A 23,096-nucleotide genomic window follows, 5' to 3' on the forward strand; every position below is an offset into this window, starting at 1 on the left:
GTCATCCGGGCGCCGGGACTGTCAGGGTCGGCGGCGGTGGCACCGCGACGGTGGCGTCTCAAGAGAATTCCTTTCTGGCTTCCGCGGGTTCGATGTCCGCGGGTTCGGCCGCGGGGTCTGTATCCGCGGGGGTCGTGGGGGCGGGAGCAGCGTCCGCGGGGCCGGGGTGCGGACGATCGGCGGCCCCGTCACCCCCGACCGCCGTGGCGGCCGTGGCGATGAGCGGGCGCCCGCGTTCCCCGCGGGTCTTGACGAGGCTCGCCACCGTCGCGACGGCGATCGTGGCAGCGATGAACAGCAGCGAGAACCAGATCGGGATTTCGGGGGCCCACAGCATCGGCTCGCCGCCGTTGATGAAGGGCAGCTCGTTGACGTGCATCGCGTGCAGCACGAGCTTGACGCCGATGAAGGCGAGGATGACCGCGAGGCCCTGGGCGAGGTACACCAGGCGCTCCAGCAGCCCGCCGATGAGGAAGTACAGCTGGCGCAGGCCCATCAGAGCGAACGCGTTCGCCGTGAAGACGATGTACGCCTGCTCGGTGAGGCCGTAGATGGCGGGGATCGAGTCGACGGCGAAGATGAGGTCGACGAAGCCGATCGCGATGATCACGAGCAGCATCGGCGTCACGAAGCGGCGGCCGTCCTTGACGACGGTGAGGCGATCGCGGTTGTACTCATCGCTCACCGGCAGGATCCGGCGCACGAACGACATGAACCGGCCCTGGGCGGGATCGGCCTCGCCGTGGGTGAACGCCTGACGGTACGCGAGCACCAGGAGCAGTGCGCCGAACAGATAGAAGACCCACGAGAAGTTCTCGATGAGGGCGGCGCCGACGGCGATGAACGCGCCCCGGAGGATGAGGGCGATCACGATGCCGATCATCAGCACCTTCTGCTGGTAGATCTTCGGGACGGCGAACCCGGTCATCACGATGAGGAACACGAAGAGGTTGTCGATCGACAGCGCCTTCTCGGTGAGGTACCCCGCGAAGTACTCGCCGCCGTACGTCCAGCCCGAGACGAAACCGATGCCGACACCGAACAGCAGAGCGAGGCCGATGTAGAAGGCCGACCACCGGGCGGATTCGCCGATGGTCGGTTCGTGAGGCTTGCGCACGTGCGCGAAGAACTCGTAGACGAAGAACGCGATGGTGACCGCGATCGTGATGACCCACACGAGCGGGGTGATGTGCAAGAGCGACTCCAGACCTGGCGCGACGAAGCGGCGTCAAGGTCTTCTCCATCCTCGAACGAGGACCGGTCGCCCGGGATGCGCCCTGCATCCGTAATGACGAGCCGACCGTGTCGGAGTACTCCCCTTGGGTCTTGGCAGACTAGAGGCCCGCGCCGGGCGTTGCCTGGGAACTCGCCGAATGGCGGCCCCTTCCATCGCCTGGCCGATGAGATCACCATGGAGGTGTCGGCATCGAGGCGTGAGGGGTTCGACATGAGCGTTTACCGAGTGATCGACGTCATCGGCACGAGCGACTCGTCGTGGGAGGAGGCGGCCCGCGAAGCCATCACCACGGCCGCAGGGTCGGTGCACGACCTCCGCATCGCCGAGGTGACGAAGCAGGACATCGTGGTGGGCGACGACGGGACGCTGCTGTTCCGGGCGCGGCTCCAGCTGTCCTTCAAGTACGTCCCGGACTGAGCCGAGGCAACGTCGACCATGCCCGGGAGCCCCGCCGGCGGCGGGACCCCCGGTATCCCGCGCGCTCACCTCGACGCCAGAAGGCGTGGTGGAGCATCCCGATAGGATGGGGTGTAACCGTCCGATAACGGGGGAGTAGCCCATGCCAGGCATCGTGATCGTCGGAGTCCAGTGGGGAGACGAGGGCAAGGGCAAGGCCACCGACCTCCTCGGTGAGCGCACCGACTGGGTGGTCAAGTTCAACGGCGGCAACAACGCCGGCCACACGGTCGTGATCGGCGACGAGAAGTACGCCTTGCACCTGCTGCCGTCGGGCATCCTCTCTCCCGGTGTGAACGCCGTCATCGGCAACGGCGTCGTGGTCGACCTCGAAGTGCTCTTCGCCGAGCTCGAGGCGCTGCACGCGCGCGGTCTCGACACGTCGCGTCTGCGCGTGAGCGCCAACGCCCACATCATCACGCAGTACCACCGGACCCTCGACAAGGTCACCGAGCGCTTCCTCGGCAAGCGCCAGATCGGCACGACCGGCCGCGGCATCGGCCCCGCCTACGCCGACAAGATCAACCGCGTCGGCATCCGCGTGCAGGATCTCTTCGACGAGAACATCCTGCGCCAGAAGGTCGAGGGCGCCCTCGATCAGAAGAACCACCTGCTGGTGAAGATCTTCAACCGCCGCGCCATCACCGCCGACGAGATCGTCGACGACCTGCTGTCGTACGCCCAGCGCCTCCGCCCGATGGTCGCCGACACCGCGCTCCTGCTCAACGAGGCGCTCGACGAGGGCGACGTCGTGGTGTTCGAGGGCGGCCAGGCGACCATGCTCGACGTCGACCACGGCACCTACCCGTTCGTGACGTCGTCGTCGGCGACCGCGGGCGGCGCCGCGACCGGCTCGGGCGTCGGCCCCAACCGCCTCGACCGCATCGTGGGCATCGTCAAGGCGTACACGACCCGCGTCGGATCGGGCCCGTTCCCGACCGAGCTGTTCGACGAGAACGGCGACTTCCTGCGCTCGCGCGGCTTCGAGTTCGGCACGACGACCGGTCGCCCGCGCCGCGTCGGCTGGTACGACGCACCCATCACCCGCTACGCGACGCGCATCAACGGCATCACCGACCTGGTGCTGACCAAGCTCGACATCCTCACCGGTCTCGACCAGATCCCGGTGTGCGTCGCGTACGAGGTCGACGGCGAGCGGTTCGACGAGATCCCGGTGAACCAGTCGGACTTCCACCACGCGAAGCCCATCCTCGAGTACTTCCCGGGCTGGAAGCAGGACATCTCGACCGCCCGGTCGTTCGAGGAGCTTCCGCTCGAGGCGCAGGACTACGTCCTCGCGCTGGAGGCGATGAGCGGCACGCGCATCTCGGTGATCGGCGTGGGCGCGGCCCGCGACGCCGTGATCGTGCGCCACGACCTCGTCGATTGACGCACGCGCGGCCTGACCACTCGCCCGGATCAGGAGATCTGGCCGAGGCAGGACGATAGTGCGCGGATGGTTCCTGTATCCGCGAGATCTCCTGATCTGAGAAAGGGGTGGAACCGGTGAGGTTCTGGCTGGGCGGGTACACCGCCGACATGGACGGCAGCGCGACCGGATTCGGGATGCTGCTCGCCGGCGCCGCGGACGACGCCTCGGCGGGCGGCGCGCTGGCCTTCGCGGGCGACGTCGCCACGACCGCGTCGCCGTCATGGCTCGCGCCGCACCCGACCCTCGACGTCGTCTACGCGGCGCTCGAGGCGCGCCAGCAGGTGCAGGCGTTCCGGCGCACCGGCGAGGCGGCCTTCGTGCCGCTCGGCGACCCGGTGCCCGCCGGCGAGGCGGTGTGCCACGTCGCGGTCTCGCCCGACGGCCGCTTCCTCGTGGCGAGCTGCTGGGGCGACGGACGCGTGGTGCGGATGGAGTTGGATGCCGCGGGCCGGCCGTCGTCGCCCGCCCTCGCCGCCGCGGCCGTCGATCCCCACGGCCCGGGGGCCCCGGCACCCGCCCCCGGCGACCTGGACCTCGCCGCAGCCGCGCGCGCGCTGCGCGAGGCGGCGGGAGCGGAGTTCGCGCACCTGGTGCCCGACCACGACCGCGAGGACGCCGCGGCGACCGACGCCGGCGATGCGGCCGCGGTGCGCCCGTCCCGTGCGCACCAGGCCGTGTTCCTGCCCGGCGGGCTCATCGCGACGACCGACCTCGGCCTCGACCTGGTGCGGTTCTGGCGCGACAGCGGCCGCGGGCTGCGCCTCGTGCAGGAGGTGACGCTGCCGCAGGGCAGCGGACCGCGCCACATGGTGTGGCACCCGAGCGGGCACCTGTACGTCGTCACCGAGCTCTCGTGCGAGCTGTTCGTGCTTGCGCCGTCGGCTCCGGCGTCCGGCTCGGGCCCCGAGGTGTGGCGCCTGGCGGGCGGTGCGCCGCTCGGTGCCGGCACCCTGCCCGGCGACAGCGCCGCTGAGCTCGCCGCCTCGCGTGACGGCGCGTTCCTCTACGCCGGCGTCCGGGGCAGCAACACGATCGCGACGCTGCGCGTCCGCGGCGCGGGCGAGACCGTCGAACCGGTCGCGCTCGTCGACGCGGGCGTCGAGTGGCCGCGCCACCATGTGGTCGTCCGCGACATCCTGCTCGTCGCCGGCCAGCGCTCCGACGAGGTCGCCTCGCTCACGCTCGACATCCGCACCGGGGTGCCCGGTCGCGTGCGGCACCGGACCGCGGCCCCGACGCCGACCTGCCTCCTCCCGGTGCGCTGAGCGCCTCGCCTCGACGCCCGCGCGCGACGCAGATCGCGCGGAGGCTCCTGAGCGAGAGCGGGGTCGCCGCCCGGCGGGAGCGGCCGGTCCGAGCGCCTGCCCCCGGTTGTATAGCCTGGTCGGGGTCGGAAAGGCGGGAATGAGTTCGAACACGACGCTGAGCGGCGCGGCGCGCGGCCGCCTGCTCGCCTTCAACGCCTCCGTGTGGACCATCGGGCTCGTCATGATCGGCATCATCGCCGGCGCGGTGCTGAGTGAGGCGGGCGACGACGTGTCGTCGAACGACGATTACGCCTACGAGCCGTGGCTGAACCCCCGGCCGGCCGTCGCCGACGACGAGGGCGACGGCGTCTACAGCGGCGTCGACGGGGCCGTGATCCGGCTCGAAGGGCTCGATCCGGCTCAGCCCCTCCTCCTCACCCAACTCGACGACACCTACGTCGGTCGCGTGGCCGTCACGGGCCCCGACGGCGAGACCCTCGTCGAGGGCCCCTACGGCGAGCCCGCCGAGTTCGAGTCGTGGGCGGCGACCGACGGGCTGTGGGTGATCGTGCCGCAGCCCGACGTCGAGCTGTGGATCGACGGGTTCCGCGACGAGCGGTGGCGTCTGCAGATCACGACCCCGCCGCTCGAGACCCGCTCCGGCACCGTCAGCGGGTTCGGTCCCGCCGCCTTCCTGCTCGAAGGCGACGTGACGACCGCGCGCGTCAGCACGCGAGGCGAGGGCGGCGTCACCATCGAGAGCGTCACCACCGCGGGGGTGACCGAGGTCTTCGCGGAGTTCGACCCCACCGACCGCTCCATCGCGTGGGAGGACGGCGACATCGTGCTCTTCGCGATCGACGCGTGGGACGAGACCGGCTGGACCATCACCTTCGCCGACCCGATCGCCCCCACCGCCGCTCCGACCGCCGCCCCCACCACCGCTCCGACCGCCGCCCCCACCACCGCTCCGACCGCCGCCCCCACCACCGACCCGACGCCTTCGACCGCGGGGGCGGATCAGTGAGCGCCGGCGCCGAGCGCATCCGGCGGTTCTCGATGGTCACCTGGCTCGTCGGCACCGTCGTCGTCGCGATCATCGCGTTCCTCGTGCTCCCGCAGGTCGCGATCAACCCGGTGACGGGCGACGTGTACGTCGACGAGGTGCCGGGCGACAACGACTGGCCCTGGCTCGCCGATGACCCGCAGGAGTACGAGGTCGTCGACGGCGTGCTGCACGGCACGGCCGAGGGCGGCTTCGTGCGCCTGGACGCCGACTCCGACCTGCTCATGTTCACCGACCCCGACAGCCAGGGTGGCGACGACTGGGTGCCGGTGTACCAGCAGAACGGCGTCGAGTTCGACGTCGAGTCGGACGCGTGGGATTCGCCCGGCTATCTCGGCTCGCTCTATCCCGACGGCGACGTGCTGGTGCTCCCGGGCGATGAGGACGGACTCCTCTGGTTCGGAGCGACGCTGACCGACTGGACCGCCGGTGTCACGAAGCCGGAGGTCGTCCCCATGGGCGAGACGGCGACGGGACAGGGCAACGCGGTGCTGATGTACGAGGGCGACGCGCTCAGCGGCCGCTTCCAGCACACGGGCTCGGGGCTGTTCCTCGTGGCGGCCGTCACGGTCGGCGGGTGGGACTCGCTCGTCAACGAGTTCGACGAGGTCGACGTGCGGGCGTCCTGGGAGCCGACCGACCGCGTGGTGTTCCAGGTCGACGCCGACACCGGCGACGGCACGTGGACCATCACGCTCGACACCCCCGCGGGCGACCCCGCCCCCACGACCACCCCGACCCCCACGCCGACGCAATGACGCGGCATCCGTTCGAGAAGGAGCTGACGTGACGTTCGCCGACACTCTCACCGAGTCGTTCAAGGCACGCCTGCCGCTGCTGTACATCGAGACCGACGAGGAGGTGCGCGCGATCGCGGCCATCTCGGATGCGGCCGAGACCCAGCGGCATCCCCGTGCGCTCTGGACCTGGACGGCCGCGCTCGGTCTCGTCGGCCCCGACGGCAAGGCGATCGGCAACACGGCGAACCCGGCACGCGCGCTGCAGCACGTCGCCGGCATCGACACTCCGAGCGTCTTCGTCTTCTGCGATCTGCACGCCTACTTCGGGGGCGAGCATCGCACCGGCGACCCGGCCCTCGTGCGCACCGTGCGCGAGACGGCCCTCGAGTTCCGCCACGGAGACGTGTCGCGCACCCTGGTGATCACCGCACCGGTGCGGGTCATCCCGCCCGAGCTCGACGAGGTCACGCATCTCCTCGACTTCCCGCTCCCCACGGCCGCAGAGATCCGCGAGCTGCTCGAGACGATGATCGACAACAACGCGTCGGGCGGGGGCCGGATCCGCGTCGACGCCGACGACAAGGCGCGCGACCAGCTCGTGCACGCGGCGCTCGGACTCTCGATGGCCGAGGCCGAGAACGCCTTCGCGCGCGCCATGGTCAACGACGGCACCCTCTCGGCGCAGGACGTGCGGATCGTGCTCGACGAGAAGCGCCAGGTGGTGCGCAAGTCGGGCGTGCTGGAGTTCGTGCCCGCCGAGATCGACCTCGACGACGTCGGCGGCCTCAACAACCTCAAGCGGTGGCTGTCGCGGCGCGACGGCTCGTGGCTCGGCAGCGCACGCGAGTACGGCCTCCCGGCGCCCAAGGGCGTGCTGATCACCGGCATCCCGGGGTGTGGGAAGTCCCTGACGGCGAAGGCCACCGCGGCGTCGTGGGGACTGCCCCTCCTGCGCCTGGACATCGGCCGCATCTTCTCGGGTCTCGTCGGCTCGAGCGAGCAGAACCTCCGCACCGCGATCGCGACCGCCGAGGCCGTCGCCCCCTGCGTGCTGTGGGTCGACGAGATCGAGAAGGGCTTCTCCAACACGACCGGCCAGGGCGACTCGGGCACCACCGCACGCGTCTTCGGCACGTTCCTCACCTGGATGCAGGAGAAGAAGCATCCGGTCTTCGTCGTGGCGACCGCGAACAACATCGACGCGCTGCCGCCGGAGTTCCTCCGCAAGGGCCGCTTCGACGAGATCTTCTTCGTCGACCTGCCCACCGCGCACGAGCGCGAGGCGATCTGGCGGATCCAGCTGGCCTCGCGTGCCACCTCGGCCAATGGCCTCGACGCGGTGGTCTCGGACGACGACGCCGTCGCCGCGCTGGTCGCGGCGAGCGAGAACCACTCGGGCGCCGAGATCGAGCAGTCGGTCGTGTCGGCTCTCTACGAGGGCTTCAGCGGGGGCGGCGGCGTCACCACCGACACCGTGCGGCAGGTGGTGGATACGATGATCCCGCTCGCCGTGACGCAGGCCGAAGAGGTGCAGCGCATCCGCGCGTGGGCGACGGAGCGCGCCGTGCGCGCGACCGGCACCGAGGACTTCGACTCGGCCGAGCTGAGCGGCGCGGTCACCGAGGGCGCGCTGTCGTCGCGTCGCGGCGGCCGCACGGTCGACTACTGAGCCCCCCGAACACCGAGCGCCCGACGCAACGACAGGACGGATCGATCATGGCCAAGCAGCTCGTGGTGAGGCTCCGCGCCGACGGCACCGTCGACGCCGAGACCATCGGCATGCACGGACCGGAGTGCCTCGACCACATCGAGGCGCTCGAGGCACTGCTCGACGCCGAGACGGTCTCGTCGAGCTTCACCGAGGACTACACGACCGCGTCGGTGCAGGGCACGACGGCGGTCGACGCCGAGCAGCCGGACGGCCTGCGGTGACCGTCGTCGTCGCCGAAGCGCGGGGCCGCGGGGGTGAGACCTCGTTCCTCGGCACGGTCGCGCCCGCGCGCCGGGACGGCGAGACGCTGCGCTGGTCGCGATTCCTCCCGGCCACCGAGGCCGAGGGTCCCGGCCCGCGCGCGGCCGTGTGGCTGCAGGGCTGCGCGGTCCACTGCCCCGAATGCTTCAACCCGCAGCTGTGGGCCGAGCGCGGCGGGCGCGTCACCGACGTGGCAGGCACCGCTGCCGAGTGGGTCGCACAGGCGGCGGCGGCCGGAGTCGAGGGGCTCACGCTGCTCGGCGGCGAGCCGTTCGACCAGGCAGGGGCCGCGGCATCCGTCGCCCGCGCTTTTCGCGAGGCGGGCCTCGGCGTCATGACGTTCACCGGCTATCCGCTCGACCGGCTCGAGGGCTGGGTGGCCGCCGGACGCGACGACATCGCCGCGCTGCTCGAGGCCACCGACCTGCTGTGCGACGGGCCGTACCTGCGCGACCTGCCCGACGCGCGCCGCCCGTGGGTGGGCTCGCGCAACCAGGGCATCCGCGCGCTCAGCGACCGGTACGCCGACGACGTGCGCCGCATCGCCGCGTCGGGCGGCGACGACCGGCTCGAGGTGCGCATCGACCGCGACGGCGTCGTCGCGGTGAACGGGTGGGCGACGGATGCCGCGCTCGCCGCCCTGCTGGAAGACCTGGGCCCGCGTGCCGACAGCCCCGCACAGGTGGCCGCGCACGCACGAACGAGAGCGGAGGCCGCGCGATGAGCGTGTCGCTGATCCTGATCCCCGCGGCGCTCGCCGCCGTCACCGCCATCTCCGCCGCCGGCGGCATCGGTGCGCTCAGCCAGCTCGGCGGCGACCGCGAGTCCGACGGCGCCGAGACGGGGGCCGTCGATGACGGCGGCGCGCGACCCATCTCGGTGCGCACCCGCATGAAGGACCCCGACCTGCTCGGCGACGCCCTCCGCGACCTCGGCGCGACCCAGGTCGCGTACGACGGCGACCGGCTCACGGCGCTCGTCGAGGGGGTCGAGCTCGAGATGGCCCGTTCCGAAGAAGGCGTGTGGGCGGCCCACTTCCGGCGCGCAGACGGCCTCGAGCTGGCCGAGACGGATGCCGCGGCTCTGGTCCAGCGCCTCGACGCGGCGTACGCGCTCCGCGTGCAGCAGACCGTGGCGGCACGCATCCGCGAGCGCGCGGCGTCGGCCGGCTTCGAGCTCGTGTCGGAGACGCGCGACGACCAGGACACCGTCACGATGGTGCTCGACGTCAAGGACTACGCATGAGCAGCTCCGCCCGCGCGGCCGCCGCGAGCGACGCGCCGAGCATCGGCTGGCTGCTCGGGATGAGCTCGTGGATGCTGCTGACGGTGTTCCCCGGGCCGATCCTCACGTGGCTCGGGTTCTCGATCATCGGCGTCGCGTCGCGCAGTCGCCGCCTCATCATCCTCGGGGTGGTGTGGGGCGCGGCCGCACTCCTGGTGAGTTTCGAGATCTGGGGGCAGTGGCAGCCGCTGGCGCGCGCGATCGTGTACCTCGGCGGCATGGTGGTCGCGCTCGCCGTGAACCCGGGATGGCTGCGCACGATGTGGCAGCGCCGCCTCGAGCGCACCGGTCAGGGGAATGTCGCCGCACGCAGCCGCCCGGCGACGTGGCATCGCGCATCGGCCACCGACGCCGGTGCCCGCGCCTCCGATGCCGGCGAGACCGCCGCGGCGGCGGCGACGGCGCCGGTGAAGAAGCCCTCTCGCCGGTCGCGCCGGCAGCGCAACGCCGCCGCGGCAGCGGCAGCCGCGCAACGCGCGTCGGCCGAAGCGAAGGCGAAGGCCGCGCAGGCGAAGGCCGCGGAGAGCGCGAAGCCGTCCGAGTCGGCCGCGCTCGCGGCCGCGGTCGGCGCGTCGAGCAACGACCTCGTCGCGCCCGGAACCCCCGCCGAGACGGTCGACGTCAACACCGCCGCGGCGGCCGAGCTCGAGGATCTGCCCGGCATGAACCGCTCGCGCGCCCGCCGCGCCGTGAAGGAACGCGAGGCGCAGGGCGGCTTCACGTCGCTCGAGGACTTCGGCGAGACCGTCGGCCTCCAGCCGCACGAGATCGTACGCCTCCGCCGCGTGGCCACGTGCTCCCCGCGCCCCCGAGGCGAGCGCCGGTTCGGCCGCCGGGTCGACTACTGAGGCGATGACGGATGCCGCGGCCCGCGGCATCCGTCCCCCCCGCCCTGCGGCGGACGGCTCAGATCTTCGCGTCCTGCTTGGGAATGAAGACCTGCTTGATGATGAGCAGGATCGACGCCGTGACCGGGATCGCGACCAGGGCGCCGAGGAGGCCCAGCAGCGTACCGCCGACCATCGCGCCGATCACCACGAGGGCGCCCGGCACGGCGATCGCCTTGTTCATCACCTTGGGGGTGAGCACGTACGCCTCGAGCTGCATGTAGACGAGGTAGATCACCGCGAAGATCAGGGCCGGGAGCCACCCCGTGAACAGCGCGATGACGGTCGCGGTGATCCAGTACAGCACCGAACCGATGAGCGGGATCAGCGTGATGAGGAACGCCAGGACGCCCATGAGCGCGGGGAAGGGGAGCCCCAGGAAGAGGTGCAGCAGAAACGCGACGATCGAGTTGCAGAACGCCAGGACGACCATGCCCATGAGGTAGGCGCCGATCGAGTCGGTGATCTGGTCGGTCATCTCGGCGGCCTTGGCACGGTTGCGGGCGGCGACGAACCGGTTGAAGGCCACCTTCATCGTCGGCAGGCCCGCGAGGAAGTACAGGCTCAGCACGAGCACGATGATGAGACCCGAGATCGTCGTGCCGACGTTGATCGCGAAGTTCACGACCCCGCCGCCGATCGCGGCGATGTTCGCGGGGTTCGTGAGGAACTTCTCGACCTGGTCGGTGATGGCGCCGACCTGACCTCCGAAGGTCGAGCTCAGCCAGCCGTAGAAGTCCGACGCCTGGAAGTCGTCGACGGTCTGCGGCAGATCGCTGAAGAAGGCGGTGATCTGCTTGACCAGCGTCGGCACCACCAGCAGCAGCACGCCGGTCAGCACGAGGGCGAAGGCCGTGTACACGATCACGATCGCCCAGGGGCGCGAGACGCTGTGACGCCCGAACCAGCGGACGATCGGGTCGAGCCCGAGCGCGGCGAACAGTGCGAAGACGATGTAGATGATGATCGTCGAGAGGTTCCAGAAGGCGAGCCCGAGCGCCGCGGCGGCCAGCGCCCCGAGCGTCAGCACCAGCCCGAGCCGGAACGGGCTGTTGAGGTTCGCCCAGAACGTCTTGCCCGCGGGCGCCTCGCCCGTGAACACCGGGGCGGCCTGCCCGTCCGGGCGCGCCGCGGCGGCGCCGGCGTCAGCCTCGCCCACCGGCTGGCTGTCGGTGCCCGCCGTCGCGGGCACGGACAGGGGTTCGGCGGCCTCAGCGGCCGTGGCGCCGAGCGAGGGCGAGGTGTCGGTCATGGGTCACACTCTAGGGCCGGCCCGCGGCGCCGAGACAGAGCCACTGCGTCACAGCCGGGGGACCGGCCGGACCGCTCGGGTATCGTCGAGGAGCGAGGAGGAGCCATGACCGAAGACCCCACGACGACGCTGGCACGGCTGCGCAGCAGCATCGACAACATCGACGCCGCGCTGATGTACCTGCTCGCCGAGCGGTTCAAGGCCACGAAGCAGGTGGGTCACCTCAAGGCCGAGCACGGCATGCCGCCGTCCGACCCCGCCCGCGAGGAGCAGCAGGTCGCGCGACTGCGCACCCTCGCCGAAGACGCCGACCTCGACCCGGCCTTCGCCGAGAAGTGGTTCAACTTCGTCGTCGCCGAGGTCATCCGCCACCACGAGGTGCTGCGCGAGGGCAACGGGGCGGCCGGCAGCCGCTGACGACCGCACCATGCGACTCGAGCCCCTCTACCGCCTGCGCTTTTCCTATCCGGAGGGCTGGGCGGTCGAGCTCGAGGGCGGCTGGGAGCAGCACTTCTACTCCGCCGAGGGCACGGCCGAGGGCGAGCTCGCCGGTCGCTTCCACGCCGCGAACTTCCCGTTGCGCCGCACCGCGGCAGGGCCCTTCGTCCCCGACATCCGCGGCGTCATCGAGACCACCGACGGCGCCACCGTGCTCCTCGAGTGCCGCGGCTACGGTCGCGCCCAGCCCGTGGGCGCCCGCGAGGTCGTCGGCGCGGTGCTCCACGTGAGCGACCACCCCGCGTACCGCCGGCTCAACGATGCGGTGTGCGTGTGCGTGGGCGAGGTCCGTTCCGGTGTCGCCGCGGGCGGCGGCCCCGAGATCGTGCTCGACGTCGCCGAGCTCGTGTGGGAGCCGCTCGCGCCGTAGCCCGCTGAGCGTGATGGTTCACGACGCGCGCGGGGGCCTCGATGTCCGCGCCCACGCTCATGCCGAGATGACGGATGCCGAGATGACGGATGCCCCGGCCCGGCGCGATCGCCGGGTCGGGGCATCCGCTCCTCCGGGGCCGAAGCCTGACCCCGGGTCCTGTGTCACGGCACGGTGCGCCGGAGGGTGAGGTACGAGATCCCGCCGAGCACGAGGGTCAGCGCGAGACCCCACGCGGCAAGCCCGACGGCACCGAGCTCGACCAGCGCCGTGACGACCTCGGGCCACACCTCGTAGTACGTGATCGCCCAGATGGCGACCAGCAGGAGCGCGCCCACACCGACCCAGATGAGGGTCAGCAGCAGGGCGCCGGACCGCTTGTAGACGGTCGCCGACCAGAAGCCGAGCATGAAGATGAGCATCGCCATCACGAAGTAGAAGAACGCGGCGCCGAGTGGGCCGTCTTCGACGACCCAGTCGAGGGCGAAGAAGTACCCGTTGATGCCCCAGCCGTTCGTCCAGTCCTCGACCATGCCGCCGACCGCGAAGACGATCGCGAGCAGCACGGCGCACATCGCTGCGGCCAGCATCGTGCCGAGGTAGAACTCGCGTCGCGTGACGCTCATCGCCTGCGAGAACGGGAAGGTGAGCGTCAGCGACGAGATGCCGACGAACAGCAGCACCCACAGCGGCGCCTGCGACCCGCCGCCGTAGAACGGGCCCGGCAGACCGGATGTATAGAGGATCGCGTAGATCGCGATCGACATCGCGAACGAGGCGCCGAGCACGATCAGCGGCACCCACACGAACGTCTGCTTGTTGATCAGCTGCATGCGCACGACGTTGACGGTGCGGTTCATCGCAGCGCTCCTTCCTCGGAGGTCGCGGGCGCTGCCGCCGCGGCGTCGGGTGATGCGGAATCGGATGCCGAGTGCTGCGTCGTGCGGACGATCAGCTGCTGCAGCGACACGGGAGCCACGTCCAGTCCCGCCGCGGCGAGCTGCGCGCGCTCCGCGGCCGTGAGCCGCCCGAGCACCGTCACCGACGCGACGCGCCCGAGCGCCTCGCGGTGGATGACCTCGCGGCCGGCGACGAAGGCGTCGACCGCCGCCACGTCGCCCACGATGTTGGCGGCGCGGTCGCGGAGCGCGTCCGTCGTCTCGTCGATCAGAATGCGCCCGCGGTCGATGACCAGCACGCGCTCGATGAGGTTCGACACCTCGTCGATCAGGTGACTGGACAGGATGATGGTGCGGGGGTGGGCGACGTAGTCCTCGAGCAGCCGGTCGTAGAAGATCTGCCGTGCGACGGCGTCGAGGCCGAGGTACGGCTCGTCGAAGAACGTGATCTCTGCCCGCGAGGCGATGCCGATGATCACGCCGACCGCCGACAGCTGCCCGCGCGACATCTTCTTGATCCGCGTGTTCATCGGCAGCTGGAACTCGTCGATCAGCTGCGCAGCCAGCTCGTCGTCCCAGTTCGGGAAGAAGAGCTTCGCGGTGCCGAACGCGTGCTTGGGCAGCGCGTCGTCGGGGTACTTCTGGCTCTCCCGCACGAAGCACATGCGCGACAGCACCTTGGCGTTCTCGTAGGGCTGCATGCCGAACACGCGCACGTTCCCGCTGGTGGCGAAGTTCTGTGCGGTGAGGATCGACATGACGGTCGTCTTGCCGGCGCCGTTGCGGCCGAGCAGGCCGTAGATGGTGTCCTTCTCGATGGTGAAGCTCACGTCATCTACCGCGACGATGTCGCGGTAGCGCTTGGTGAGGTTCTTCACCTCGATGACGTGCGTCCCGGTCGTCATCGTGCGTTCCCTTCCGTGGTGGTGGCGACCGCCGCCGAGGCGCGGTCGCGGATGAGCATTGCCAGATCTTCGGGCCCGAGCCCGAGCTTGCGGGCCTCGGCGAGCAGCGGCTCGACGAAGCGGTCGGCGAAGGCGGTGCGGCGCTCGGTCATCAGGCGCTCGCGCGCGCCCGGCGCCACGAACATGCCGATGCCGCGCCGCTTGTACAGCACGCCCTTGTCGGTGAGCATCGCGACTCCCTTCGCGGCAGTGGCGGGGTTGATGCGGTAGAAGGCGGCCAGCTCGTTCGTCGACGGCGCCTGCGCCTCTTCGGCCAGCGAGCCGTCGATGATCGCGTCCTCCACGCTCTCGGCGATCTGGAGGAACAGCGCCTTGCCTTCTTCGATCACACCCGCCCCCTGTGTGTTGGTTACTTACTTGACTAAGTAACCACAGAACACTGACTGACGTCAACCGCCTCCCGGTCGTGAGCGAGCGAGGGACGAGCGAGACGAAACGCGCGCAGCCGGCGAACGCACCAAGCCGCGCAGCCCGGCACATGAGATGCGTTTCGTCTGCGGGCGCCAGAGCGCCCTCCGCTCAACGACCGGTGGGTGGCCCCGGCCCGACCACCGCGAAGCCGTGCTATCGCGCGTGCGCGAGGTAGCGAAGCGGCCGCTCCGTGTCGAATTTGCGGCGCTCCCGGGCCCATGGAACGGTGGATGAGGCCCGTCATGGGCCGCTTCCCGACCAGTCCGCGGTCTCCGGTGATGCCCGAGCGTCAGACCGGTGAGCGTATGGTCGGCGGCCGCAGCGCGGATCCGACATCCGCTGCGGGGACGGCCGCCACCCGGGCGCGACCGCTGCAGCTCCGCACCGGAGCTGCCGAGGTGCACAGTGACCCTTCCGCCTGCCATCGAGGCGAAGAACCTCTTCAAGGTCTACGGACGTCATCCGAAAGACGCGATGCGGCGGCTGCGCGCCGGCGCGACGCGCGCCGACGTCGCCGACGCGGGCTCGGCGGCCGTCATCGATGCGAGCTTCACCGTCGAGCCCGGCGAGATCTTCGTCATCATGGGACTGTCCGGATCGGGCAAGTCCACCGTGATCCGCATGCTCAACGGACTGCTGCCGCCCACGGCCGGGGATGTGCTCGTCCAGGGCCGCAGCGTCGTCAAGGCCTCCGCGAAGGAGCTGCGCGGCATCCGTCAGCGCTCCATCTCGATGGTGTTCCAGCACTTCGCGCTGCTGCCGCACCTGTCGGTGCTCGACAACGCCGCCTATGCGCTCGAGATCCAGGGCGTCGGCCGCGACGAGCGCCGTGCGCGCGCCCGCGAGATCCTCGACCGTGTGGGCCTGGGCGACCGCGCCGACGCGATGCCCGACGAGCTGTCGGGCGGCATGCGCCAGCGCGTGGGCCTCGCCCGCGCCCTGACGGCGGGCACCGACATCCTGCTGATGGACGAGGCGTTCTCGGCCCTCGACCCGCTGATCCGGCGCGAGATGCAGGAGCAGCTCGTCGAGCTGCAGCGCGAGCTCGGCCGGACGATCGTCTTCATCACCCACGATCTGAACGAGGCGATGTTCCTCGGCGACCGCATCGCGGTCATGCGCGACGGGCGCATCGTGCAGAACGGCACGCCCGAAGAGATCCTCACCGATCCCGCCAACGACTACGTCGCGCAGTTCGTGCAGGACGTCGACCGCGCCCGCGTGCTCACCGCCGGGTCGGTCATGGCCCCGCCCGTCGCCACGACGCCCGTGAGCGCCGGCGTGCGCGGTGCACTCCGCGTCATGCGCGACCTGCAGGTGGGCGCCGTCTCGGTGATCGAGAACCGGCGCTTCCTCGGGACGGTCACCGACCGCGCCGTCATCCGCGCCGTGAAGGACGGCCGCACAGACCTGCGGTCGCTCGTGCGCGCCGGCCGCCCGGCGGTGCACGTCGACGACCCGCTCGCCGACGTCGTGGAGCGCGCGGTCGAGAGCCCGCTGCCCGTCGCCGTCGTCGACGACGCCGGCCGCCTGGTCGGCACCATCCCGCGCGTGACGCTGCTCGCGGCGCTCGGCGACGTGCCGCCGGTCACCCGAGAGAACCCGGTCATCGACCTGCCGGCGTCCGTGCCGGCCAGCGAGATCGTGCAGACGCTGGCGGCCGTCGAGCAGCCCGCAGCGGCTGCGCCCGCATCCCCGCTCGCCGGCCGTTCCGCGCCTCCCACGCGCATCGGCCCCGACGGTGCCCGTGCAATGGAAGGAGCCGCCCGATGAACGACCTCTTCCGCCTCCCGCTCGGCGACGTCGTCGAAGGCGCGGTCCGCTGGGTGATCGACGTCTTCGGCGGCTTCTTCGACATCGTCTCGGTGATCTTCCGGGGTCTCTACGACTGGCTCGACGCATCGCTGTCGACCCCGCCGTTCTGGGCGGTCATCCTCGTGATCGCCGCGTTCGCGTACTGGTCGAAGGGCCTCGTGCTCGCCCTCGGCAGCGCCGCAGGCCTCCTGGTGATCGTCGCCGTCGGCCAGTGGTCGAACGCGATGGACTCGCTCGCCCTGGTGATCCTCGCCGCCGTCGTGGCGATCGCGATCGCCGTGCCGCTCGGCATCTGGGCCGCGCGCAGCGACCGCGTCTCGACGGTGCTGCGACCGGTGCTCGACTTCCTGCAGACGATGCCCGCGTTCGTGTACCTGATCCCCGCGATGCTCATCTTCGGCGTCGGACCCGTGCCCGGCATGGTCGCGACCATCGCGTTCGCCCTCGCCCCCGGCGTGCGCCTCACCGAGCTCGGCATCCGGGGCGTCGACCCCGAGATCGTCGAGGCCGGACACGCCTTCGGTGCGTCGCCCGCGCGCATCCTGCGCCAGATCCAGCTGCCCCTCGCGCTGCCGAGCATCATGGCCGGCGTCAATCAGGTCATCATGCTGAGCCTGTCGATGGTGGTCATCGCCGGCATGGTCGGCGCCGGGGGTCTCGGCGGCGCGGTCGTGCAGAGCCTCAGCCGCATCGACATCGCGCTGGGCGTCGAGGCGGGCCTCTCGGTCGTCATCCTCGCGATGATCCTCGACCGCATCACCTCCGGCTTCTCGCAGCCGCGCACGCGTCGTGCACGGACCACCGCCAAGGACGGGAAGACGGATGCCGCCACCCCGGCGGCCGAGAACACCGAGCCCGTCGCGGCCGAGGGCGAGGCATCCGTTCCCGACACCGACGCCCGGCGGCCCGAGCCGGTGCCCGCGTGAGACGACCGGAGAGGAGCTGACATGGCCAAGGCACGCATCATCGCCGGCGGGCTCGCGCTGGCAGGCACCGCCGCGCTGCTCGTGAACGGCGCGCTCGTCCAGAGCGGCGTCGGCGGCGACGACAAGGGGCACCTGCGGATCGCCGTGTTCAACGGCTGGGACGAGGGCATCGCCGCGTCGGAGCTGTGGAAGGCCGTGCTCGAGGAGGAGGGATACACCGTCGAGCTCGCCTACGCCGATCCCGCCGCCGCGTACACGGGCATCGCGAACGGCGACTACGACCTGACGCTCGACACCTGGCTGCCGCTGACCCACGCGGACTACATGCAGACGTACGGCGACGACCTCGTCGACCTCGGCGCCTGGAACGACGAGGCGAAGCTCACCATCGCGGTGAACGAGGACGCCCCCATCGACTCGCTCGACGAGCTCGCCGCGAACGCCGACGTGTTCGGCAACCGCCTGGTCGGCATCGAGGCGGGGTCGGGCCTGGTCACCGTCACGCAGGACGCGGTCATCCCCGGCTACGGCCTCGAGGGCATGGAGTTCGTCACCTCGTCGACGCCTGCAATGCTCACCGAGCTGCAGGCGGCGACGGATGCCGGACGAGACGTCGCCGTCACACTCTGGCGTCCGCACTGGGCGTACAACGCGTTCCCGCTGAAGGACCTCGAGGATCCGGACGGGCTGCTCGGCGACGCCGAGGGCATCCACACGGTGGCGTCGACGGCGTTCGCGGACGACTTCCCCGAGGTGGCGGAGTGGCTCGAGGCGTTCCGGATGGACAACGAACTGCTGTACTCCCTCGAGGACGCGATGTTCGGGCAGTACGACGGCGACGACTACGGTCCGGTGGTCGCGGAGTGGATCGCCGACAACCACGAGTGGGCCGACGGCCTGACCCGCTGACGGCGGTGATGCCGCGGGCCGGTGTCGCTCGCGGGTCCGGGGCGTTTCGTCTCGCTCGTTCCTCGCTCGCTCAACGGCCGGGTTCCGGTCGTTGAGCGGAGGGCGCTCTGGCGCCCGCAGACGAAACGCCTCGAGCGCGCGGGATGCACGATCAACGGCCGGGTTCGTTGACTCCCGGTCGTTGAGCGGAGGGCGCTCTGGCGCCCGCAGACGAAACGCCTCGAGCGTGCGGGATCGTCCGGGCCGTTTCGCCCATCCGGCCGCAATAGGGTGTGGGCATGACGGTGGCGTTCGTCCTGGGCGGCGGGGGTGTCCGCGGGGCGGTCGAGATCGGCATGCTGCAGGCGCTCCTCGAGTCCGGCATCCGTCCCGAGCTCGTCGTCGGCACGTCGATCGGCGCGATCAACGGCGCGCTCGTGGCGAACGACCCCACGCCCGCGGTGATCGAGACGCTGCTGGAGGCCTGGACGTCGCCCGAGGCGAACGCCGTCTACGGCGACTCGCTGTTCGCCCAGTTCACGCGGCTCGTCAAGACCAAGACGCACCTGAACTCGCCCCAGCCCCTGCGGCACCTGCTCGAGCGCGCGCTCGGGGCCGGCACCCGGTTCGAAGACCTGCCGGTGCGCCTGCGCGTCGTCGCCGCGAACATCGAGCGGGCCGCCGAGCACGTCTTCGAGTCGGGCCCGCTCATCGACGCGATACTCGCGTCGGCGTCGGTGCCCGGCCTGCTGCCGCCCACCCGTATCGGCGATGAGCACTTCATCGACGGCGGGATCGTCAACTCGATCCCGATCGAACAGGCCGTCGAGGCCGGCGCCACGTCCGTGTACGTGCTGCAGGTGGGCCGCATCGAGACCCCGCTGGTCGCGCCGCGCTCGGCCGTCGACACCGCCCGCGTCGCCTTCGAGATCGCCCGCCGCCACCGCTACGCGCGCGACGTCGCGACCTTGCCCGCGGGCGTCGCGCTGCACGTGCTGCCGAGCGGCGGCGGGCTCGAGGGCGACGACTCGCTGATGTCGTATCGCCGCATGGACACCGTCCGGCGCCGCATCGACCAGGCGCACCAGGCCAGCAGGGCGTTCCTCGCCGAGCGCGCGCTGGGCGCGGGTCCCGTCGTCAGCGGAGAGCGCGACGAGCCGGCCGTCGCCCCGCGAACCGACGAGGATCGCTGATGCCGCTTCCGCCGACCTGGCTGCGCCGTCTCGTACTCGCACCGCTCGTCATCGTCGCGGCCGCCACCATGCTCGTGCTCACTCCCGTGTGGCTGATCATCGCGCTCGCGCTGACCTCGCTGGTGCCCGGCCGGTTCCGGCTGCCGCGCGTGCTGTGGCTCGTGACCGTGTACCTGCTGTGGGACGCCGCGCTCGTCATCGCGATGTTCGGCCTGTGGATCGCCTCGGGCTTCGGGTACGCGCTGCATCGCCCCGCATTCGTCACCGCGCACTACCGGCTGGGGGGCTGGGCGCTGCGCGTGCTCTTCTGGGTCTTCGGCGGGGTGCTGCGGCTCACGATCTCGACGACCGGCCGGGACGACGCCGATGACCTCGTCAGACTGCCGCGCAGAGCACGCGATCGGGATGCCGGGGCTCCGGGTCGCGCGGAGTTCGACGCGCTGTTCGCCCCGGGCACGCCGCTCGTGGTGGCGAGCCGCCACGGGGGACCGGGCGACTCGTTCATCCTGATCCACACACTGCTCAATCAGGTCGCGCGGCGGCCCCGCATCGTGCTGAAGTACACGTTGCAGTGGGATCCCGCGATCGACCTCCTGCTCCACCGCATTCCGGCGCGGTTCATCGTGCCGTCGGGCTTCGGCAGGGGCCGGGCAGGCGGCGGCGCCCGAGTGGAGGAAGCGCTCGGCGACCTGGCCGCCGGCCTCGGCCCCGACGACGCGTTCGTCATCTTCCCCGAGGGCGGCCAGGTGAGCCCGTCGCGCCGGCGCTCGCGCATCCAGCGGCTGCGCGCCGCGGGGCGGGAGGCGATGGCCGACCGTGCCGAGGCCCTGCAGCATGTGATGGCGCCGCAGCCCGGGGGCATGCACGCGGCACTCGACGCCGCCCCCGATGCCGACGTCGTGTTCATCGCCCACACCGGGCTGGATCGCCTGGTGACCCTCCGCGACGTCTGGCGCGAGCTGCCGATGGACAAGGGCATCACGATGCGCGCATGGCGGGTGCCCCGCGCCGACATCCCCGATGGTCTCGACGCCCGCGCCGCGTGGCTGTTCGACTGGTTCGCCCGCATCGACGCCTGGATCGAGGCCCACCCCGAGCTCGCCCAGTGATCCCCGAGCGCGCCCGGTGATCCGGAGACCCGGGAGGATCCCGTCAGGGCTGCGTCAGTGCTGCGGCTTGGGGTGGGTGACCCGGCCCGGGGAGTCGCCGTTGCCGCGTGAGGGCACCGGCCACGTCGCGGCGGGCGGCGTCGTGCTCGGGCGCTTCGGGTTCTGAGCGGGCAGCGGCTGCGGTTCCGGTTCGGCGCCCGGTGCGGGTGCCGCCGAGGGCGCAGCGTCCGCGCGCGGCGGGGTCGCGGCATCCGTCCCCGTCGTGGCCGAGGCGACGGGCCCGAGCTCGAGCATGACCTTCTTCTCGAGCACTTCGATCGCTTCGTCCGAGATGGAGATGAGCCCGTCGAGCTCTTCGCGGACGCGACGGTAGGCGAGCTGGCGCTCGGCGGGCGTCGCGGCCTCGTCGATCGCCACGGTCAGGAGCTTCTTCGCCGTGTCGAGGCGCTTGCGCTCGACCTCGGTGAAGCTGGAGTCGCGCAGGCGCCGCGCGTCGCGCTCGGCGACATCGAAGGCGACCTCGAAGTCCGCGACGGCGTTGCGGTACTCGGCCAGCTGGTCCTTCGAGAGCCGCGCCTTCGCCGAGGCGGGGCGCAGTCCGTCGGCCATGCGCTTGGCGCGCAGGAATGCGGCGGTGAGCGGCTGGCGGCCGTCGCTCATGGCCGGGAACGCGATGATCTTCGCGACGTCGAGCTCGTACTCGAGCCAGCGCGCGGTGACGGCATCATGGGTCGCGAAGAGGCGCTCCAGCTGCGTGACCTGCGTCTCGCGTCCGCCGCCGGTGGCGTGCGCGGATGACTCGGTCGCGGTGGGCGCGGTGGGCGCGGTGATCGGGGGGAGGGATGCCGCCGCCACGGGCTTGCCGCGTGCCGCGGCCTGCGCCGCCTTGAGCTCCGCTTTCGCGTGCATCACCTCGAGACGGCGCCGGTGGCGTCGTCGGGCACCCTGCTCCCAGGCGTTGCCCACCATGCCGAGCACGCCCATGAGCGGAAAGACGAGCCACCAGAAGTCGCGTGCGAACTCCCAGAACTGCTCCACCCTGTCATGCTAACGGCCGCCCGCGCCGACGTGTGGGGCTCAGGGCACCCTGCCAGCGGGCGGCTCTCCTGTGCGAGGCGGCGGGATGCGGGCGATCAGCGCCGGCAGCCGGTCGGCGATCTCGGCGAGCACCGCGGCGGCGGCGCTGAGCCCGGCCGCGGCCGTCGCCCCGGCGGAGGTCGGGCGCGACGCCGTGGGGGCGCCGACCTGTCGCTCGGCCTCGGCGAAGGTCGCCTCGAGGTGGCGCACCGCGATCCGGTACTCGAGGAACTGCTGCGGCGCCACCCGATCGCGCAGGGTCGGCCGCTTCGCCAGCGCCTCGCGCTGCGCGCGCAGGAAGACGACGGTGGCCGGATGCCGGGGGTCGGTCATCTTCGGGTACGCCAGCGCCTTGTCGACGTCGGTCTCGTAGGCCAGCCAGCGCGCGTTCACGGCGTCGTGCGCGGCGTAGAGGCGGTCGATGGGGAGCGGATCCTGCGCAGTCGCGGCGCGGTACTCGGCGTAGCCCGCCTTCACGCGCGAGCGGCTGGCGCGCAGTTCGAGCGACGCGGTCTTCTCGGACTGCTTCGCCTCCTGCAGCTCGCGGCGCGCGGCGGCCGCCTGGCTGGGCGGTGCGGTGGTGCGGGACTTCGCGGCGAGCATGTCGGCGTACGCCGTGCGCACGCGCGCCTTCGCGGCCACGAGCTCGCGGTACGCGCGCGATTCCTCGGCGCGCGCGGCGTCGAGTTCGAGCCGCCGGGCGCGGCGGCTGCGCGTCGTCAGGCCGGCGTAGGTCGCCGCTCCGGCTCCCGCGGCAGCCGGAGCGATCCACCACCAGCTCGACACGATCAGGAGGATCGGCTCCACGGTGCCATGGTAATCGCGATATAGCGCGGTTGTCTCCGGGAGTCTGCTGACACCTGGTCGGGCCTTAGCTGCCGATCTCCATCGAGCCGCCGTGGCGGCGGCGGTCGGTCGCGTCGTAGACCGCGCTCTGCGCGCCTGCGCCGAGATCTCCCGCTCGTGCCTGTCGGGTGTCGTAGCTCTCGCGGGGCGGCGACACGAAGTTCTTGAGGCGCGTCCACAGCGACGCCTTGGGGGACGATGATTCCGAGCTCATGGCTCCTCCTTGCGCTGAGCCTAGCCGTCCTCGCCGGGCCGCGGCATCCGGAATCAGCCGAAGAGCAGTGCGAAGACCGTGGCGCCGCCGCCGACGAGGATGAGGGCGACGATCGTCACCCACGCGACGATCTTGACGCGGCGCTGCCGGGTGTCGTTGAAACCGCTGTACTCGTCGTCGTCCGCCGCCATGCGCCCATCCTACTTGTGCGTCCGGGGCGCATCGCGTTCGTCTGCGGAGCACACCGCCCGCCGCGAGCGGGGGCGGCGCACCCCGAATCCACAGCGACGGAGACCGGGTTCGCCGACCGGC

26 protein-coding genes are annotated in these 23,096 nt (G+C 71.5%); 17 read left to right on the forward strand and 9 right to left on the reverse strand.

Annotated features, from left to right (window positions below):
- Positions 1-58: 58 nt before the first annotated feature.
- A complete protein-coding gene (locus IM770_RS09570) occupies positions 59-1,195 on the reverse strand; it encodes a TerC family protein (RefSeq protein WP_203580899.1) in 1,137 nt (378 codons plus the stop codon).
- A gap of 252 nt (positions 1,196-1,447) precedes the next feature.
- Here IM770_RS09570 and IM770_RS09575 point away from each other — a divergent pair, with 252 nt between their 5' ends.
- The 10 genes from IM770_RS09575 to IM770_RS09620 all read left to right on the forward strand — a co-directional run bounded on the left by IM770_RS09575 (position 1,448) and on the right by IM770_RS09620 (position 10,282).
- The gene (locus IM770_RS09575) at positions 1,448-1,654 is read left to right on the forward strand and encodes a dodecin family protein (protein ID WP_203580900.1); all 207 of its coding nucleotides are present in this window, start codon (positions 1,448-1,450) and stop codon (positions 1,652-1,654) included.
- 142 nt (positions 1,655-1,796) lie between these two features.
- Positions 1,797-3,083, forward strand: a complete 1,287-nt coding sequence (locus tag IM770_RS09580; RefSeq protein WP_203580901.1) for an adenylosuccinate synthase — start codon at positions 1,797-1,799, stop codon at positions 3,081-3,083.
- 116 nt (positions 3,084-3,199) lie between these two features.
- The gene (locus IM770_RS09585) at positions 3,200-4,390 is read left to right on the forward strand and encodes a lactonase family protein (RefSeq protein WP_203580902.1); all 1,191 of its coding nucleotides are present in this window, start codon (positions 3,200-3,202) and stop codon (positions 4,388-4,390) included.
- 139 nt (positions 4,391-4,529) lie between these two features.
- A complete protein-coding gene (locus tag IM770_RS09590) occupies positions 4,530-5,399 on the forward strand; it encodes a hypothetical protein (RefSeq protein WP_203580903.1) in 870 nt (289 codons plus the stop codon).
- Positions 5,396-6,196: a hypothetical protein gene (locus IM770_RS09595; protein WP_203580904.1), complete on the forward strand. Its 801-nt coding sequence runs from the start codon at positions 5,396-5,398 to the stop codon at positions 6,194-6,196. The genes IM770_RS09590 and IM770_RS09595 overlap by 4 nt, the downstream gene beginning before the upstream one ends.
- Positions 6,197-6,224: 28 nt before the next feature.
- Positions 6,225-7,847: a Ycf46 family AAA ATPase gene (locus IM770_RS09600; protein ID WP_203580905.1), complete on the forward strand. Its 1,623-nt coding sequence runs from the start codon at positions 6,225-6,227 to the stop codon at positions 7,845-7,847.
- Positions 7,848-7,894: 47 nt separating this feature from the next.
- Entirely contained in the window at positions 7,895-8,110 is a 216-nt protein-coding gene (locus IM770_RS09605; protein WP_203580906.1) for a DUF2997 domain-containing protein, read from the forward strand.
- A complete protein-coding gene (locus IM770_RS09610; protein WP_203580907.1) occupies positions 8,107-8,874 on the forward strand; it encodes a 4Fe-4S single cluster domain-containing protein in 768 nt (255 codons plus the stop codon). The genes IM770_RS09605 and IM770_RS09610 overlap by 4 nt, the downstream gene beginning before the upstream one ends.
- Positions 8,871-9,395, forward strand: a complete 525-nt coding sequence (locus IM770_RS09615; protein ID WP_203580908.1) for a hypothetical protein — start codon at positions 8,871-8,873, stop codon at positions 9,393-9,395. Before IM770_RS09610 ends, IM770_RS09615 begins: the two co-directional genes overlap by 4 nt.
- Positions 9,392-10,282 (forward strand): ComEA family DNA-binding protein, encoded by an 891-nt coding sequence (locus IM770_RS09620; RefSeq protein WP_203580909.1) that lies wholly within the window; start codon positions 9,392-9,394, stop codon positions 10,280-10,282. The genes IM770_RS09615 and IM770_RS09620 overlap by 4 nt, the downstream gene beginning before the upstream one ends.
- A gap of 58 nt (positions 10,283-10,340) precedes the next feature.
- Here IM770_RS09620 and IM770_RS09625 read toward each other — a convergent pair whose 3' ends face one another.
- Positions 10,341-11,573 (reverse strand): AI-2E family transporter, encoded by a 1,233-nt coding sequence (locus IM770_RS09625; RefSeq protein ID WP_203580910.1) that lies wholly within the window; start codon positions 11,571-11,573, stop codon positions 10,341-10,343.
- 105 nt (positions 11,574-11,678) lie between these two features.
- On the opposite strand from IM770_RS09625, the gene IM770_RS09630 reads away from it, so the two are divergent.
- Together IM770_RS09630 and IM770_RS09635 are read left to right on the forward strand one after the other, a co-directional pair.
- A complete protein-coding gene (locus IM770_RS09630; RefSeq protein ID WP_203580911.1) occupies positions 11,679-11,990 on the forward strand; it encodes a chorismate mutase in 312 nt (103 codons plus the stop codon).
- A gap of 10 nt (positions 11,991-12,000) precedes the next feature.
- On the forward strand, positions 12,001-12,441 hold the full coding sequence (locus IM770_RS09635; protein ID WP_203580912.1) for a DUF3237 domain-containing protein: 441 nt from the start codon (positions 12,001-12,003) through the stop codon (positions 12,439-12,441).
- A 164-nt stretch (positions 12,442-12,605) separates the two neighbouring features.
- Here IM770_RS09635 and IM770_RS09640 read toward each other — a convergent pair whose 3' ends face one another.
- From IM770_RS09640 to IM770_RS09650, 3 genes are read right to left on the reverse strand one after another with little or no spacing between them, the layout of a single operon-like run.
- The gene (locus IM770_RS09640) at positions 12,606-13,301 is read right to left on the reverse strand and encodes a hypothetical protein (protein ID WP_203580913.1); all 696 of its coding nucleotides are present in this window, start codon (positions 13,299-13,301) and stop codon (positions 12,606-12,608) included.
- Positions 13,298-14,245 (reverse strand): ABC transporter ATP-binding protein, encoded by a 948-nt coding sequence (locus IM770_RS09645; RefSeq protein ID WP_203580914.1) that lies wholly within the window; start codon positions 14,243-14,245, stop codon positions 13,298-13,300. The genes IM770_RS09640 and IM770_RS09645 overlap by 4 nt, the downstream gene beginning before the upstream one ends.
- Complete coding sequence (locus IM770_RS09650; protein ID WP_203580915.1) at positions 14,242-14,634, reverse strand: GntR family transcriptional regulator; 393 nt, start codon at positions 14,632-14,634, stop codon at positions 14,242-14,244. The genes IM770_RS09645 and IM770_RS09650 overlap by 4 nt, the downstream gene beginning before the upstream one ends.
- Positions 14,635-15,121: 487 nt before the next feature.
- Between IM770_RS09650 and IM770_RS09655 the strand changes: the two genes are divergently transcribed.
- The 5 genes from IM770_RS09655 (at position 15,122) to IM770_RS09675 (ending at position 20,647) form a co-directional block, all read left to right on the forward strand.
- Entirely contained in the window at positions 15,122-16,489 is a 1,368-nt protein-coding gene (locus IM770_RS09655) for a quaternary amine ABC transporter ATP-binding protein (protein WP_203580916.1), read from the forward strand.
- The gene (locus IM770_RS09660; RefSeq protein ID WP_203580917.1) at positions 16,486-17,457 is read left to right on the forward strand and encodes an ABC transporter permease; all 972 of its coding nucleotides are present in this window, start codon (positions 16,486-16,488) and stop codon (positions 17,455-17,457) included. Before IM770_RS09655 ends, IM770_RS09660 begins: the two co-directional genes overlap by 4 nt.
- 21 nt (positions 17,458-17,478) lie before the next feature.
- Entirely contained in the window at positions 17,479-18,366 is an 888-nt protein-coding gene (locus tag IM770_RS09665) for a glycine betaine ABC transporter substrate-binding protein (protein WP_203580918.1), read from the forward strand.
- Between the two features lie 278 nt (positions 18,367-18,644).
- Complete coding sequence (locus IM770_RS09670) at positions 18,645-19,538, forward strand: patatin-like phospholipase family protein (protein ID WP_203580919.1); 894 nt, start codon at positions 18,645-18,647, stop codon at positions 19,536-19,538.
- Positions 19,538-20,647 carry a 1-acyl-sn-glycerol-3-phosphate acyltransferase gene (locus tag IM770_RS09675; RefSeq protein ID WP_239065979.1) on the forward strand — a complete coding sequence of 370 codons (1,110 nt, stop codon included), beginning with the start codon at positions 19,538-19,540 and terminating at the stop codon, positions 20,645-20,647. Before IM770_RS09670 ends, IM770_RS09675 begins: the two co-directional genes overlap by 1 nt.
- Positions 20,648-20,701: 54 nt before the next feature.
- On the opposite strand, the gene IM770_RS09680 is transcribed toward IM770_RS09675, so the two are convergent.
- The 4 genes from IM770_RS09680 to IM770_RS09695 all read right to left on the reverse strand — a co-directional run bounded on the left by IM770_RS09680 (position 20,702) and on the right by IM770_RS09695 (position 22,975).
- On the reverse strand, positions 20,702-21,685 hold the full coding sequence (locus IM770_RS09680) for a hypothetical protein (protein WP_203580920.1): 984 nt from the start codon (positions 21,683-21,685) through the stop codon (positions 20,702-20,704).
- A 39-nt stretch (positions 21,686-21,724) separates the two neighbouring features.
- A complete protein-coding gene (locus IM770_RS09685) occupies positions 21,725-22,531 on the reverse strand; it encodes a hypothetical protein (RefSeq protein ID WP_203580921.1) in 807 nt (268 codons plus the stop codon).
- Between the two features lie 64 nt (positions 22,532-22,595).
- A complete protein-coding gene (locus IM770_RS09690) occupies positions 22,596-22,784 on the reverse strand; it encodes a hypothetical protein (RefSeq protein ID WP_203580922.1) in 189 nt (62 codons plus the stop codon).
- Positions 22,785-22,837: 53 nt separating this feature from the next.
- Positions 22,838-22,975 (reverse strand): hypothetical protein, encoded by a 138-nt coding sequence (locus IM770_RS09695; RefSeq protein ID WP_203580923.1) that lies wholly within the window; start codon positions 22,973-22,975, stop codon positions 22,838-22,840.
- Positions 22,976-23,096: the final 121 nt, after the last annotated feature.

The organism is Microbacterium hibisci, assembly GCF_015278255.1.
GTDB classification, from domain to species: domain Bacteria; phylum Actinomycetota; class Actinomycetes; order Actinomycetales; family Microbacteriaceae; genus Microbacterium; species Microbacterium hibisci.

Coding starts and splice junctions, on each gene's coding strand:
- IM770_RS09575 (WP_203580900.1), top strand. CDS start 1,448: ATGAGCGTTTACCGAGTGATCGACGTCATCGGCACGAGCGACTCGTCG.
- IM770_RS09580 (WP_203580901.1), top strand. CDS start 1,797: ATGCCAGGCATCGTGATCGTCGGAGTCCAGTGGGGAGACGAGGGCAAG.
- IM770_RS09590 (WP_203580903.1), top strand. CDS start 4,530: ATGAGTTCGAACACGACGCTGAGCGGCGCGGCGCGCGGCCGCCTGCTC.
- IM770_RS09605 (WP_203580906.1), top strand. CDS start 7,895: ATGGCCAAGCAGCTCGTGGTGAGGCTCCGCGCCGACGGCACCGTCGAC.
- IM770_RS09615 (WP_203580908.1), top strand. CDS start 8,871: ATGAGCGTGTCGCTGATCCTGATCCCCGCGGCGCTCGCCGCCGTCACC.
- IM770_RS09620 (WP_203580909.1), top strand. CDS start 9,392: ATGAGCAGCTCCGCCCGCGCGGCCGCCGCGAGCGACGCGCCGAGCATC.
- IM770_RS09625 (WP_203580910.1), bottom strand. CDS start 11,573: ATGACCGACACCTCGCCCTCGCTCGGCGCCACGGCCGCTGAGGCCGCC.
- IM770_RS09630 (WP_203580911.1), top strand. CDS start 11,679: ATGACCGAAGACCCCACGACGACGCTGGCACGGCTGCGCAGCAGCATC.
- IM770_RS09635 (WP_203580912.1), top strand. CDS start 12,001: ATGCGACTCGAGCCCCTCTACCGCCTGCGCTTTTCCTATCCGGAGGGC.
- IM770_RS09640 (WP_203580913.1), bottom strand. CDS start 13,301: ATGAACCGCACCGTCAACGTCGTGCGCATGCAGCTGATCAACAAGCAG.
- IM770_RS09645 (WP_203580914.1), bottom strand. CDS start 14,245: ATGACGACCGGGACGCACGTCATCGAGGTGAAGAACCTCACCAAGCGC.
- IM770_RS09660 (WP_203580917.1), top strand. CDS start 16,486: ATGAACGACCTCTTCCGCCTCCCGCTCGGCGACGTCGTCGAAGGCGCG.
- IM770_RS09665 (WP_203580918.1), top strand. CDS start 17,479: ATGGCCAAGGCACGCATCATCGCCGGCGGGCTCGCGCTGGCAGGCACC.
- IM770_RS09670 (WP_203580919.1), top strand. CDS start 18,645: ATGACGGTGGCGTTCGTCCTGGGCGGCGGGGGTGTCCGCGGGGCGGTC.
- IM770_RS09675 (WP_239065979.1), top strand. CDS start 19,538: ATGCCGCTTCCGCCGACCTGGCTGCGCCGTCTCGTACTCGCACCGCTC.
- IM770_RS09690 (WP_203580922.1), bottom strand. CDS start 22,784: ATGAGCTCGGAATCATCGTCCCCCAAGGCGTCGCTGTGGACGCGCCTC.
- IM770_RS09695 (WP_203580923.1), bottom strand. CDS start 22,975: ATGGCGGCGGACGACGACGAGTACAGCGGTTTCAACGACACCCGGCAG.